The following is a 12,586-nucleotide window of genomic DNA, read 5'->3' as shown; positions in this document are numbered from 1 at the left end:
TTTAATCTCTGCGACTTTCTACTGTATAAACAAAGCTATCGGCCCGGTAATAACCCAGGTTGTATTCAATCGGCCGGTCTGCCTGGTCAAAAACGAAGCGTTTTCTGAATAGCAATGCTTTGCCCGGTTCAATTTCGAGCTTAGTGGCTAGAAACTTATCGGCTTCTTTGGCGCTGATTTCCTCTTTTGATAGGTTGGCAATAACAGAGTGGTCTTTCTCCAGAATCTCATACAAAGGCCGCTTAAAATCTTCATCACCAGTTAAGCCTACGCGTGGATGAAAGTAAGAAATAAAATACACAAACGGACCTTCGGCACGCCCCCGCAAGCGCTCGAGTTTTAACACTTTTTTATCCGTGCCAATGTCGAAGAAGTGTGCAAGTTTTTCGTCGGGATGTACCCAGCTGATGTGGAGTTCGAAATTTTTGATCGGAATTCCCCTCGCTTGCATCTCTTGCGAAAAACTGAGCCAGTTGTTCGATTTCGAACTTACCGAAACCTGGGCTACTTTAGTGCCAATGCCTTTTTTCCTGATCAACAGACCCTCATACACCAGTTTATTGAGCGCCTGCCGCAAAGTGGTTCTCGAAATAGCCAGTTGTTTGGCCATATCTACTTCGTTAGGCAGAAACTTAGTAGCATATTCCGGATCCTTAATCAAATCGCGAAGTAATTCTTCTGCCTGAATGTGTAGTGGAACAGGGCTTTTGTGGTCTATCGAAAATTTCATTCGCCTTCTGAATAAAACAAAACTAATCTAGCTTAAAACTTGATGCAAATTAATGAAAAATAATTGGTTCTGTTTTCAAAGCGAATTGCAACAGTAATCTTTAGCCATTTGTTTTGTCTTAGGCGTCGAGACTCAAGACTCCGGACTCAAGACTCCAAACTCGGACTTCAAACTACATCCAATTTTCGTTTCCGCTTTCAACCTGATACAACCAATAATTTACCAGTTGTTTAATTTGCGTGTAATTTCCATACTTGAAGCGAATTTGCCCTGCTGCGGTATGGAGACATAAATGGCCCACATCTACACCTTTATGCCAGGGATATTGCGAAGTGGTAATGGCCTGTATTTTGTTGGGCTGTATAATTTCGTTCGAGATATCCCAGATACCGCTCGTTTTGATAATGAAATTCTGGTTAACTGCCAATCGGTGCTTGCGGTAACTGATGTAGATCATTGCAAAGCCGATCGCTATATATGCTATTGCGAAGCCGATAAACGGTTTAATCTCAGGAACATTCAATGCGATAACTAAGAAAAGCGCAACCGGCAACACCAGTTTAAAAAAGACGGGCAGATTTAAAAAGCGCCAATCGGGGATGAAAGTTTTGTCTGTTTTAGGGATCTGGCCCAAAATCATTTTCAACAGCTCATCGCGTTCGCCAGCATTACAACCAACAATCTCCAGCGTATTTCCCTGCATTTCTTTGCCGTCTTTGCTTTGTCCAAAATGCGCCTGCCTCAAATTAATATTAAGTAAGTTTAACTTTCTTTGAAAATAATTCTGGCTAAAAGTAGTGATCTGCACCTTGCTCGGGCTAATTAATGTACTTTTTTTGGCAATTAAGCCCGAAGAGAGGAGCAGCGAGTGCGGGTGTTGAATAATTTCGAGTTCAAAATATTTGTAAAAGGTTCTCGCTAAATTAAAAATAAGTAAAATGGCCAGTAACACCGCCACCACCACAGCTACCGAAAATAGCGCCGTAATACCGAGCATGGCATTTTTCACATAATCCTTATCAATTTCAAACAAATCCATAATGTGCCTGGCCTCCTGCATGATATAGAACATAAAAGCCAGTATAATGGCCAGGCTTCGCCCATAATTAGAGGTTAGGCCAACCTTAAACAAAGTCCAGGTACTGATCCTCAATAACGGAACATCTGTTTTTGCCGGGTTAAGCTCAGTCTTTTCTGCTTCCTCATGAAGCGATTTACCCAACAAATGCTCCCTTAAATTGTAGGCCGAAGCTTCATCTATCGCCCTGATGCTCACTTCCTCGCCATTTGCGCCCGCCGTGTCGATCTTCAGGCCATAAACGCCAATAATTTTCTGCAACACATTTTGGTTAATGTTTACCTGCTGAATTTTATCCAGTTGAATAATCACCTGGTCGCGGTTTAAAACACCCTTATTGATCACAAATTCCTCCTTCTCTTTATCTAAAAAGAAGGTGAACTTCAAATACCAGAGGTAGCCGTAAATTACGCACAACACAAAGATAACTGCTGCACCAAGCAATACATAAGCCGCATTGCTGGCGCTCATTTTTACGAAGGCATAAATCAGGAAAAAGAAGAGCGCCCTGCCAACTTTTAGCACGGTGTGTGCGGCCATTATAATAATACCAAAAGCCGATTCTCTTTGCGGCTTGCTAAAATCTCTTTCCATTTACAAATCCGTCGGTTGGTTGTCTAATCCCTCAAGTTGCTTTAAAAGCAAATCTCTAATGCCTTTTGCCTGTTCAATCGGTATGCCCGCAATGTTCAAATGCCCGCTTTGTCCGCCAGCACTAAATAGCTGTAAGGTGCCAACTTTGAACATCCTCGAAAAAACCCCCTCATTGAGCTCTATATGCTGAATCCGGTTGAGCGGAACAATCGTTGTCGACTCTGCAATAATTCCACTTTTGTAAATTACATCCTTCGTTCTGATTGCGTAGCCTCGTTTTTTAAAACCTGCAACCAAAAGCAAAATCAATAATGCCATAAAGCCAACATATACCAAGAAGATTAAAAGGGCATGCGGCTTAAGTTCGTCGATAAAAGTTACGCCTAAACCGACTGCAACACCAAAAACGACGAAATAGATCGTAAAACCGATAAATATGATCTTCAGGTAATCCCGATGAGGCTTATTCAACAAAATTTCTTCGTATTTGGGCAGCGCATCAATATCGATAGCTTCGTTTGTAAAGGTTTCGGCAGACATGTTTAGAGTTAAGATAAATTGATTTGCAATATGATAAATTTTTTAGGCTTTTGTTACGTTCCTTAGCGTGAATTACAAAATCGCTTTTACATTAAAACCCTATATTTGTGCAAATTCATTTGTTATGCAAGAGATTAAAAATTATGTAGAAACGCACAAACAACGCTTTTTAGATGAGCTGTTCGAACTACTGCGTTTTCCATCGGTTAGTGCTGATCCGAAATATAAAGGTGATGTTTTAAAAACTGCCGATTACGTTGCACAAAAATTAAAGGATGCCGGTGCAGATCATGTAGAGATTTGCCCAACTGCAGGTTACCCAATTGTTTATGGCGAGAAGATTGTAGATGCATCTTTACCAACCGTTTTAATTTATGGTCATTACGATGTTCAACCCGCAGATCCGTTGGAATTGTGGCATACCCCTCCGTTTGAACCCACCGTTCGCGATGGGAAAATATACGCCCGTGGCGCTTGCGATGATAAAGGTCAGTTTTACATGCACGTCAAGGCATTTGAATTGATGATGGAAACCAATACGTTGGCTTGCAACGTTAAGTTTATGATCGAGGGCGAAGAAGAAGTAGGCTCTGCCAACCTTGGCATTTTTGTTAAGGCAAACGCTGAGCGGTTAAAAGCCGATGTGGTACTTATTTCTGATACTTCGATGATTAGCATGGAGCATCCATCAATCGAAACCGGCCTGCGTGGCTTAGCTTATATGGAAGTAGAAGTGGTGGGACCCAATCGCGATTTACATTCGGGTGTTTATGGTGGTGCGGTAGCTAATCCGGCTACTATTTTATGTAAAATGATTGCTTCTTTACACGATGAAAATAACCACATTACCATCCCGGCGTTCTATGATAAAGTTGTTGAATTGACAGAGGAGGAAAAAAACGCCTTAAATTCTGCACCTTATGATGAGGCAGAATACAAAAAGGATCTTGATATTGAAGAAGTTTGGGGCGAAAAAGGATATTCGACTTTAGAACGTACCGGAACGCGACCTACTTTAGAGGTTAACGGAATTTGGAGCGGCTACATCGGCGAAGGTGCCAAAACCGTATTGCCAAGTAAGGCCAACGCTAAAATTTCGATGCGTTTAGTGCCAAATCAAAGTTCAGAAGAAATTGCCGAAATTTTTGCAAAGCATTTCGAAAGCATTGCACCTAAAAATGTTAAGGTAAAAGTAACGCCTCATCACGGTGGCGAGCCCGTAGTTACACCAACCGATAGTGTGGCTTATCAAGCGGCTGAAAAGGCCATTGAGGCTAGTTTTGGCAAAAAAGCAATTCCGACACGTGGTGGCGGCAGTATTCCGATTGTGGCCTTGTTCGAAGATGTTTTAGGGATTAAATCAGTGCTTTTTGGCTTCGGTTTAGATAGCGATGCGCTGCATTCGCCAAACGAGAAATACGATATTTACAACTATTATAAAGGCATCGAAACTTTACCACTCTTTCACAAATACTTTGCTGAATTGAGTAAATAAAACCAGGAGCGTTAGCCGATAACGGCCTTTATGTAGTCATCCGATGAATAATAGGCGGTTCGCTGCTATTCATCGGATGACTTTTCTGAGCCCGTCATTTCGACCGAAGCGGAGAAATCTTTGAATCTGCCTCTGCATTTAGTCAGCCGATGAATATCGAGCACTTTGCAGCTATTCGTCGGATGTTTTTTTAAACGCTGTCATCCTGAGGGGTAATTATTGGAATAAAATCAATGTGAATGACGTTATTTTTTAGAAGAATATCTTAGAGGAGTCGTTATTTCGACCGAAGCGCTCCGCAGGAGCTCCTTTGGAGGAGAAATCTTTGAATCTGCTTATCGCCGCGACTACAACTTGCGCAAACCGAACCATTCGGTATAATTTCTAGAAATCATAATTTTTGCTAAATTGTACCCATGAAATACATCTTATCATCTCTTTTACTTGTAGCGGGCCTTGGTGCTTTTGCTCAAAGTAGTAAAACGATTAAGCAATCTGGAAACCCAATATTTCCGGGTTGGTACGCAGATCCGGACGCTGCAATTTTTAACAATAAGTACTGGGTTTATCCGACCTATTCGGCCAAGTACAAAGAGCAGGTTTTTTTGGATGCTTTCTCTTCTGACGACCTGGTAAATTGGAAAAAGCACCCGCACATTGTAGATACGGCAGCCATTAAATGGGCAAATAAAGCCATGTGGGCGCCAGCAATTGTTCAAAAAGATAAAAAATACTACCTGTTTTTCGGCGCAAACGATATTCAAAGTGATAATGAAATCGGCGGTATTGGTGTAGCAGTAGCCGATAAGCCCGAAGGGCCTTATAAAGATCATTTGGGTAAGCCACTGGTTGATAAATTTCATAATGGTGCGCAACCAATTGACCAGTTTGTATTTAAAGATAAAGACGGCCAATACTATTTAATTTACGGTGGATGGAGACACTGCAACATTGCGAAGTTGAATAACGATTTCTCGGGCTTCGTGCCTTTTCCCGACGGAACAATTTTTAAGGAAATAACACCTGATAAATATGTTGAAGGGCCTTACATGTTTATCAAAAATGGCAAATACTACTTTATGTGGAGCGAAGGTGGTTGGACTGGCCCTGATTATGCTGTGGCGTACGCGGTTAGCGATTCGCCGTTCGGACCTTTTAAACGTGAGGGTGTAATTTTGAAACAAGATCCTGCAATTGCAACAGGCGCAGGTCATAATTCGCTCATTATTAACGAAAAAAAGGGTACATATTATATTGTTTATCATCGCCGCCCATTAACGGAAACTGACGGAAACCACAGAGCTACGTGTATTGATGAGATGAAATTTGATGCGGATGGAAAAATTCTGCCTGTAAAGATTACGAATGAGGGCGTAAAAGCACAAAAAGTTAAGTAAACGTTCATGCAGCGGTCGTTCTGTCGGTAATTTTTAATGCTCGTTCAGGGTTGGTTTCCACTGTTTTTAAACCCGATAGCGCCAAATAGCCCGGAGCCAGTAGGGCATGGAGCGCCTGGCAAAGCGAGGACTATGGTTAATAGCGGGACTGCGGCCGGCCAAAGGTTCCAGAACGCTCATTTTCTACAAAAAACGATTATGTTTCAACTAATATAATCGTAATTGCACTGCTATTAAATGGAAGGGATAGGCGAACTGCTTATTCCTTTTTTTATGCCTGATCGGTATTTAAAATGGCCTTGACACTCGCTTTTCCGAGCATACTGAAGGCGTAAGCGCAGAGCAACAAAATGCAGGCTTCGCCAAACCATAGCATGTTGTAGCCAAGATGCTTCGCGATAAAAAAGCCGCTTAATGGGCCTAAAACCTGGGCAATTGACCAGCTTAGGGTGTAGCCAGCAGCGTATAGGCCGCGGTTATGTTCGTTACTGCTGTTAATTACAACGGTGTTAATAAATGGCAAAACGAACATTTCGCCGATGGTAAAAATAACAACGGTAAGCACGGCCATGGTTACGTGTAGGGCAAAGGGTACGCTCAGTATAAGATAGGAAACCGCAAACAAAATGGCACCGATAATGATGAAAAAAATTGGCGATCTTCTGTTTTCGATCTTATTGATCATAACCATTTCGAATAGGGCAATTATAGCGCCGTTTAAACCGATAATTACACCGATTGCGGCTTCGTTAATGTGCCATTGTTCTTTAAAAAATACAGGAACAACCCTAAACATTAGAAATGCGGAAGTGATAAAAATAGTGGTGATGAGGATAAATTTGATGTAAAAAGGATCTTGCCAGGGCTTTTTAATCACCATTGTGCTGCGGTTCGCTTTAGCAGTCTTTATAAATCCCTTCACCTTTGGGAGCAAGAAAAGTATAGAAAGGCCAACCAGAATGCTCACGCCGCCCTCAACAATAAAGAGCAATTTGTAATTGATTGACGCAATTATTCCGGCCATGCTAATCCCTGCCGACCAGCCGATATTGGTTGCCAACCTGTTTAATGAATAGGCTCGTGTGATGTTCTTTTTTTTAGCGTAGTGCGCTACGGCGGTGAAATTGGCTGGCCTAAAGGCTTCTGAAAAAAAGCTGATGACGACAGCCAACAGGCAAAGTGTAAAAAAATGATCGATGGTTGAAAAAAGAATAAAAAGTAAGCCGCCAATTATTGATGATAGTATTTGTACTGGCCTAAAGCCAATAACATCGGTAAGTTTGCCCCCGGTAAGCGAACCGAGAATTGAACCTACCCCGAAAAGTGTAATAATTAACCCGGCGTCGGTTTCTGAACGGTGCAAGCTTTGGGTAACATAAAGGCCCATAAACGGAACGGCCATGCTTCCAAACCTGTTAAACATCATTACACTGCTCAAAAGCCAGGTTTCTCTGGTTAGTCCGCTAAATGAAGCTTTATAGGTATTAAGGATAGGTTTAAACATGATCGTTTCTGAGCACCAAAATTAATCAATAGCCGGCTTATTTTTCGCAGATAATAAAAAGATGTGCGGCGATGAAATCTTTTTAAATCTGTGCGATTTATGCAGAAAAAACGGGCTAATGCACTATTAATGACCGCCGAAAAAACATGGATTTCCAAGGTAAGGTAATGATGAAAAAGCTAACATCGGGGCCTAAACCTCAGAATCGAGTTCATCGACTATTTTTTTAACTTTTTTTAAATGTTTTCCGTAGTAATACCAAGCCCAGAGTTCGGTAATTACGCCAATAAACAAAATGGTTACAAAGCAGTTTACGAGTAAATAAAAAGTAGAAAGCTTGCTTACGATCTTATTAAAAACATAAAATTTTTCGATAAATAGAAGGGTGGCAAGAAAGGCGATTCCGATAAAGGCAATAATGTAGGTTAGCGCCTTATAAAGCTCGATATTCAGTTTCATTTCATAATAAAACCAAAGAATATTTTTTCGGCTGTCCATACTCATATCGTACGAGTTTTTATAGAACCTGTAAAACTTAAAAAAGTAATAGGCGCTGAAGCCGCAGGTTACGGCATAAAAGGCAAGATAAGCCGTGGTGCTATGCGCCGAGAAATTGAATAGGTACGGCACAAATGCCATTAATATAAGTACCAGAACCTGGTAAAAAAACTCATGTTTCATTTTGTTTCTGATGGTATCAACGGGCGTTCTGGCTTGCTTTATTTTGAGCATATTTTCAGAAACGCTGGTTTTTTCGCCATCTTCAGCATTCCATTCGCTTTTTATTTCGTCAAAATTCATAACCGTTTTTCTTTATAATGAGCTGTAATTTTTCTTTGGTTCTGTTGAGTTTTACCCTTGCATTTATCTCGCTGATGCCCAGGTTTTCGGCGATTTCTCTATGCGACTGATTTTCGAGAAAGAGAAAAATCAATGCTTTTTCAACTGGGTTTAACTGCTGAACGGCTTTGTAGAGATAGGCCAGTTTTTCTTCCCTGGCATCGCTTTCGTTTACATCAACGATGTCGACGTTTTCATCGAGCGGAGTTTTATCTACCTTTCGATTGTCTTTTTTAAAATATATTAATGCAGTATTTAAGGCGACGCGATACATCCAGGTTGAGAATTTGCTGTTTCCCTTGAAGGTGGGATAGGCTTTCCAAAGCTGCATAACAATCTCCTGAAACAAATCTCGCTGGTCTTCAACATCGTTCATATACATTTTAGAAACTTTATGTATAATCCCTTTATGCTGATTGATCAGCGATAAAAATATGGTCTCAATTCGTTCCACAAATGCGTTTAATTAGCTAAATAAGTAAACTTTTGATTGAGAAAGGAAATGTAAACGTGGTATAAAAAATCTGCCATTCGAGTCGCGATGTTTAAATTATTTACTCAATTGGTAACCGATTTTTTAAAACGTTACATAGGAAAGGAAAAGAAATTTATTTGGCGTCGTTTTTATAAAAAGTTCAGTGCTTCTTTTGGGACAAACGGACTTACATCGCCGTGATTTCGTAAAATGTCGCGAACGATTGTTGAGCTGATGGCTGAATATTCTGGTTTGCTCAAAAGCAGAATAGTCTCTACATCGGGCATCATGGTTTGGTTGATTTGAGCAATGGCACGTTCGTACTCAAAATCGGATGCCGACCGGATTCCGCGAACCATATAGGTGGCCTTAATTTTTCTACAGAAATTAACGGTTAGGCCCTCGTAAGTTTGGATTTCGATATTTTGATAGCCCTTAAAAACCGTTTCAAGGATCTGTAAACGCTGTTCGGCCGTGAGGAAGTTTTGCTTAGCGCTATTTAACCCGATGCCAATTACGATTTTATCGAATAGGGGAGTGGCACGCTGCAATATGTTTACATGGGCGATGGTTATCGGATCAAATGAACCTGGAAATAGCGCTATCTTCATAACTCAAATATAGATTTTTAACTGGAAAGGAGAAAGTTTAAAGGCTTGTGAGCAGCAGAAAAAGGCTTTGATTTTTAAAATCAATCAGCGGCCAGGTACTCGAAAAAACTAAACGATGAGTTTCCGTACTTGCGGGTTTCTGTGTAGCCCGGCTGGCTATTTAGTTTCATGTTGCTTTGATGCTCTACAACTAAAAGGCCGTCGGGCTTGAGCAGTTGCTGTTCTTTCACCATAACCGGAATTTGTGGAATATTGGGCATGTTGTACGGAGGATCGGCAAAGATAAGATCGTAATTGCCAGTCATCTGTTTTAAAAGCTTGAAAACATCGCCTTTACGAACATCGACTTGATTAAATTCATATTTTTTTGCGGTGGTTTTAACCCAGTTTACGCAGCCATAATCCATGTCGATGGCTAAAACACTTTCTGCGCCACGCGAGGCAAACTCGAAAGTCAGGTTTCCGGTGCCGCAAAATAAATCGAGCACGGCGCAATTTTCAAAATCAAATCTATTGTTCAAAATGTTAAAAAGCGCCTCTTTGGCCATGTCGGTTGTTGGGCGCACAGGCAAATTTGCAGGCGGCTGCAAGCGGATACCTTTTAATTTACCACCAATTATTCGCATAAATCCAAGGCAAGTAGTCCGCTGAAATAGTGCTTAGGCATATCGTCTAAAAGTTCACTGTTTTGTTTTCCGGCAGGAAGAAAGAAATACAGGTTATTGAAATATTTTAGCAAGGTTTTGTAATTGTTGTCATCCTCATCAATAATGCCCTGCAGATATACTGGAACGGACTCATCTAAGCCCAGTTGCTCGATAATGAGCAATAGGAAGTAATTAAATTCGTCGGTGTTTTCGGCTTCGTAATGGTTTTGAAAATTGGTTTTCCCTTGCCTGGCATACAATACATTGAAAGATGATGCAGTGAAGTCAATCAATAGCGCATCGCCTGAGATATGATTAGACAGCGCCAATAGGGGCGACGATTGAGGGAAAATAACCGTACCTGCAGGCAGGTTATCCTCAATTTTATTAGCTAATATAAAGAGCGTATTAAAACCCTGTTCGCGGTGGTGTTTGCTATTGATTTTTCCGTCGGCCCTGAGAAAATGCGAGTAAACAGAAAGGTTATCTGCGTTGAACCAATCATCAGGAATGAAAACAAAATTTTGAGTATGTACCGCTGCTTTTATGGTGCCGTATTTTTGCGACAGGTAGCTATCGGTTTCGAATGCAGATTTCAAATCGAACTCAATATTTTCCGAACCTTGTTTATCGAAAATAACATGAATCTGCTCCGTGTCTTTATTAACGATGGCGTAAGAAAAGCTATCATTGGTTATCTTCAACAATAAATGGCAATCCACTGATGAATCAGGTTTGAATTTCGGGTCGACCAATAAGAGGCTGTTGTTGCTCATTGACACAAAAATAGCGTTTTTTACGTATTAACCGCAATTGTAGCCCACAAAAGAATTAAACCGTTTAAAAAAGCATAAACATAGGTTTTTATTTTTTTTTCCACAGAAGCACCAAAGCAAAATGAACCACTTTCTTTCCGTGGTTTCAGTGTTTCCGTGGCAACTTTTGGATTTAACCACAAATGGTTTTTAGCTAACTGGATGCGAGTGATAAACTTTATTCGGTGTTTCCGTGGTAACTCTTAATCTGTGTCGTCCCAAGCTGCCTGCAGGAAAGTGAGCGCATCTGTGGTTAAGCCCGCACAAAATCTTTTTACCAAAATCAAACTTTTTGCCTATCCAAAAATCGAAATATTCAGCTTAAATTCGGAACATGAGTTACAAGCCCACTTATAAGGCAGCAAATACCGTTGCGGCAAAAATTGAACATCATTTTGTTAAGTTGCATGCAAATGCAGCAGCGCAGGGGGAGCTCGATTTGGCAACACTGCCAGACCAAAAAACAATTGAGGCGTTAATTGATGTTGCTTTTTGGTCGAGCTTACGAAAAGAGGAGGGACATTCGCCCCGCATTTCCATCGCTTTTTTGCCGCCTTCGCAAACTTCTAAACCATTAAGGTTTGCCAAATCGTTGCCATTAAATGCAACCACCCTCACCAAAATCGCTCCAGGGGTAGAGCGTTCGGGGATTCACGTTGGCGTTTGGGAGGAAGATGGAGAGCTGTATGTTTGGGGAACGACATTAAATATTCCGAACTTTTGCTTTGTGGTCGATGTTTCTGAACCGGGGCTAATCGTAATTAAACACCGCCGGATTTACGGCATTGGCAAATACACCAATGTTGCTGTTTTAAAAGGTGAACAAATTAGAATTGTCGACGATACTTCGTGCACCAACCGCGATTGCCCGCCAATTTTAAAGGCGCTGTTGGATTTGACGGTTCTGGCAAGTTGGAACGATCCGATAAATATCTTGATCCAATTTTCGGTTTCCATGCGTAGTCATGGTCGCGGCGGCGCTTTGCTCATCGTTCCAAAAGATGATTCGAAATGGGAGGAATCGATCATTCATCCAATACAATACCTGGTTAAGCCTCCGTTTTGCGGCTTATCCAATCTCGCTAAGCAAAGTGGCAATCAGAGCGAAATTTTCTCTCAGGGCGCATTGCGTCGCGAGGTGGAGCATTTGGCGGGTTTAACCGCTGTAGATGGTGCTACGATAATTAACGAACAATTCGACCTTATCGCTTTTGGCGCTAAAATAGGTCGTGCCAAAGGCAAGCCGACGGTTGAGCAGATTGCTTTTTCAGAACCGATTGTTGGTGGCGAAGATAAGATTCTCTATCCCGGCCAACTAGGTGGAACGAGGCATTTTTCGGTAGCGCAGTTTGTTAACGATCAACCACAGGCCATTGGTTTGGTGGCTTCGCAAGATGGGCATTTCACCATTTTTAGTTGGAGTAAACTGCAAAATATGGTCATGGCGCATCGCATTGAAACATTATTATTGTAATCAGCTGCGGTTGACCATATAGGCATAGAGAACATATAAGCTTGGTTGGAAAGAAGAAACTATGTGGCCTATATGTTTATATGGTCAAACTAACGCGGGATGTGTAAACCATATAGGCATAGAGAGCATATAAGCTTGGTTGGAAATAAAAAACTATTTGTTCTTGATGCAAATTATTAGGCGTGTGTGTAAACCATATAGGCATAGAGAACCTATAAGCTAGGCTGGAAAGAAAAAACTATATGGCCTATATGTCTATATGGTCAAACTGACGGTGGATGTGTAAACCATATAGGCATAGAGAACCTATAAACTTGGCTGGAAAGAAAAAACTATATGGCCTATATGTCTATATGGTCAAACTGACGGTGGATGTGTAAACCATA

The 12,586-nt window shown here is 41.2% G+C and carries 12 protein-coding genes; 3 read left to right on the top strand and 9 right to left on the bottom strand.

What is annotated here, in order from left to right; genetic code table 11:
* Position 1: 1 nt before the first annotated feature.
* From IZT61_RS06080 to IZT61_RS06070, 3 genes are all read right to left on the bottom strand, one after another.
* Positions 2–730: a GntR family transcriptional regulator gene (locus IZT61_RS06080; protein ID WP_196100286.1), complete on the bottom strand. Its 729-nt coding sequence runs from the start codon at positions 728–730 to the stop codon at positions 2–4.
* Positions 731–902: 172 nt separating this feature from the next.
* On the bottom strand, positions 903–2,402 hold the full coding sequence (locus tag IZT61_RS06075; RefSeq protein ID WP_196100285.1) for a PH domain-containing protein: 1,500 nt from the start codon (positions 2,400–2,402) through the stop codon (positions 903–905).
* The gene (locus IZT61_RS06070; RefSeq protein WP_196100284.1) at positions 2,403–2,942 is read right to left on the bottom strand and encodes a PH domain-containing protein; all 540 of its coding nucleotides are present in this window, start codon (positions 2,940–2,942) and stop codon (positions 2,403–2,405) included.
* 124 nt (positions 2,943–3,066) lie between these two features.
* Between IZT61_RS06070 and IZT61_RS06065 the strand changes: the two genes are divergently transcribed.
* The gene (locus IZT61_RS06065) at positions 3,067–4,437 is read left to right on the top strand and encodes a dipeptidase (RefSeq protein WP_196100283.1); all 1,371 of its coding nucleotides are present in this window, start codon (positions 3,067–3,069) and stop codon (positions 4,435–4,437) included.
* Positions 4,438–4,853: 416 nt separating this feature from the next.
* Positions 4,854–5,834 (top strand): glycoside hydrolase family 43 protein, encoded by a 981-nt coding sequence (locus IZT61_RS06060; protein ID WP_196100282.1) that lies wholly within the window; start codon positions 4,854–4,856, stop codon positions 5,832–5,834.
* Between the two features lie 271 nt (positions 5,835–6,105).
* Here IZT61_RS06060 and IZT61_RS06055 read toward each other — a convergent pair whose 3' ends face one another.
* The 6 genes from IZT61_RS06055 to IZT61_RS06030 all read right to left on the bottom strand — a co-directional run bounded on the left by IZT61_RS06055 (position 6,106) and on the right by IZT61_RS06030 (position 10,687).
* Positions 6,106–7,338, bottom strand: a complete 1,233-nt coding sequence (locus IZT61_RS06055; RefSeq protein WP_196100281.1) for an MFS transporter — start codon at positions 7,336–7,338, stop codon at positions 6,106–6,108.
* Positions 7,339–7,530: 192 nt separating this feature from the next.
* Entirely contained in the window at positions 7,531–8,139 is a 609-nt protein-coding gene (locus tag IZT61_RS06050) for a hypothetical protein (RefSeq protein ID WP_196100280.1), read from the bottom strand.
* Positions 8,129–8,632: an RNA polymerase sigma factor gene (locus IZT61_RS06045; RefSeq protein WP_196100279.1), complete on the bottom strand. Its 504-nt coding sequence runs from the start codon at positions 8,630–8,632 to the stop codon at positions 8,129–8,131. Before IZT61_RS06045 ends, IZT61_RS06050 begins: the two co-directional genes overlap by 11 nt.
* Positions 8,633–8,802: 170 nt before the next feature.
* Positions 8,803–9,264, bottom strand: a complete 462-nt coding sequence (gene coaD / locus IZT61_RS06040) for a pantetheine-phosphate adenylyltransferase (RefSeq protein WP_196100278.1) — start codon at positions 9,262–9,264, stop codon at positions 8,803–8,805.
* Between the two features lie 80 nt (positions 9,265–9,344).
* A complete protein-coding gene (gene rsmD / locus IZT61_RS06035) occupies positions 9,345–9,890 on the bottom strand; it encodes a 16S rRNA (guanine(966)-N(2))-methyltransferase RsmD (RefSeq protein ID WP_196100277.1) in 546 nt (181 codons plus the stop codon).
* Complete coding sequence (locus IZT61_RS06030) at positions 9,881–10,687, bottom strand: DUF3822 family protein (protein ID WP_196100276.1); 807 nt, start codon at positions 10,685–10,687, stop codon at positions 9,881–9,883. Before IZT61_RS06030 ends, rsmD begins: the two co-directional genes overlap by 10 nt.
* 373 nt (positions 10,688–11,060) lie before the next feature.
* On the opposite strand from IZT61_RS06030, the gene IZT61_RS06025 reads away from it, so the two are divergent.
* A complete protein-coding gene (locus tag IZT61_RS06025) occupies positions 11,061–12,200 on the top strand; it encodes a putative sensor domain DACNV-containing protein (RefSeq protein WP_196100275.1) in 1,140 nt (379 codons plus the stop codon).
* Positions 12,201–12,586: the final 386 nt, after the last annotated feature.

This window comes from Pedobacter endophyticus, assembly GCF_015679185.1.
Lineage (GTDB): Bacteria > Bacteroidota > Bacteroidia > Sphingobacteriales > Sphingobacteriaceae > Pedobacter > Pedobacter endophyticus.
Note: the sequence above shows the minus strand (reverse complement) of the source record. Positions and strands in the feature narration are given on the sequence as shown.

What these genes read in the sequence shown, in the direction of transcription:
- IZT61_RS06030 (WP_196100276.1), bottom strand. Translation starts at nt 10,687, where the DNA reads ATGAGCAACAACAGCCTCTTATTGGTCGACCCGAAATTCAAACCTGAT.
- IZT61_RS06070 (WP_196100284.1), bottom strand. Translation starts at nt 2,942, where the DNA reads ATGTCTGCCGAAACCTTTACAAACGAAGCTATCGATATTGATGCGCTG.
- IZT61_RS06065 (WP_196100283.1), top strand. Translation starts at nt 3,067, where the DNA reads ATGCAAGAGATTAAAAATTATGTAGAAACGCACAAACAACGCTTTTTA.
- rsmD (WP_196100277.1), bottom strand. Translation starts at nt 9,890, where the DNA reads ATGCGAATAATTGGTGGTAAATTAAAAGGTATCCGCTTGCAGCCGCCT.
- IZT61_RS06080 (WP_196100286.1), bottom strand. Translation starts at nt 730, where the DNA reads ATGAAATTTTCGATAGACCACAAAAGCCCTGTTCCACTACACATTCAG.
- IZT61_RS06055 (WP_196100281.1), bottom strand. Translation starts at nt 7,338, where the DNA reads ATGTTTAAACCTATCCTTAATACCTATAAAGCTTCATTTAGCGGACTA.
- IZT61_RS06050 (WP_196100280.1), bottom strand. Translation starts at nt 8,139, where the DNA reads ATGAATTTTGACGAAATAAAAAGCGAATGGAATGCTGAAGATGGCGAA.
- IZT61_RS06025 (WP_196100275.1), top strand. Translation starts at nt 11,061, where the DNA reads ATGAGTTACAAGCCCACTTATAAGGCAGCAAATACCGTTGCGGCAAAA.
- coaD (WP_196100278.1), bottom strand. Translation starts at nt 9,264, where the DNA reads ATGAAGATAGCGCTATTTCCAGGTTCATTTGATCCGATAACCATCGCC.
- IZT61_RS06060 (WP_196100282.1), top strand. Translation starts at nt 4,854, where the DNA reads ATGAAATACATCTTATCATCTCTTTTACTTGTAGCGGGCCTTGGTGCT.
- IZT61_RS06075 (WP_196100285.1), bottom strand. Translation starts at nt 2,402, where the DNA reads ATGGAAAGAGATTTTAGCAAGCCGCAAAGAGAATCGGCTTTTGGTATT.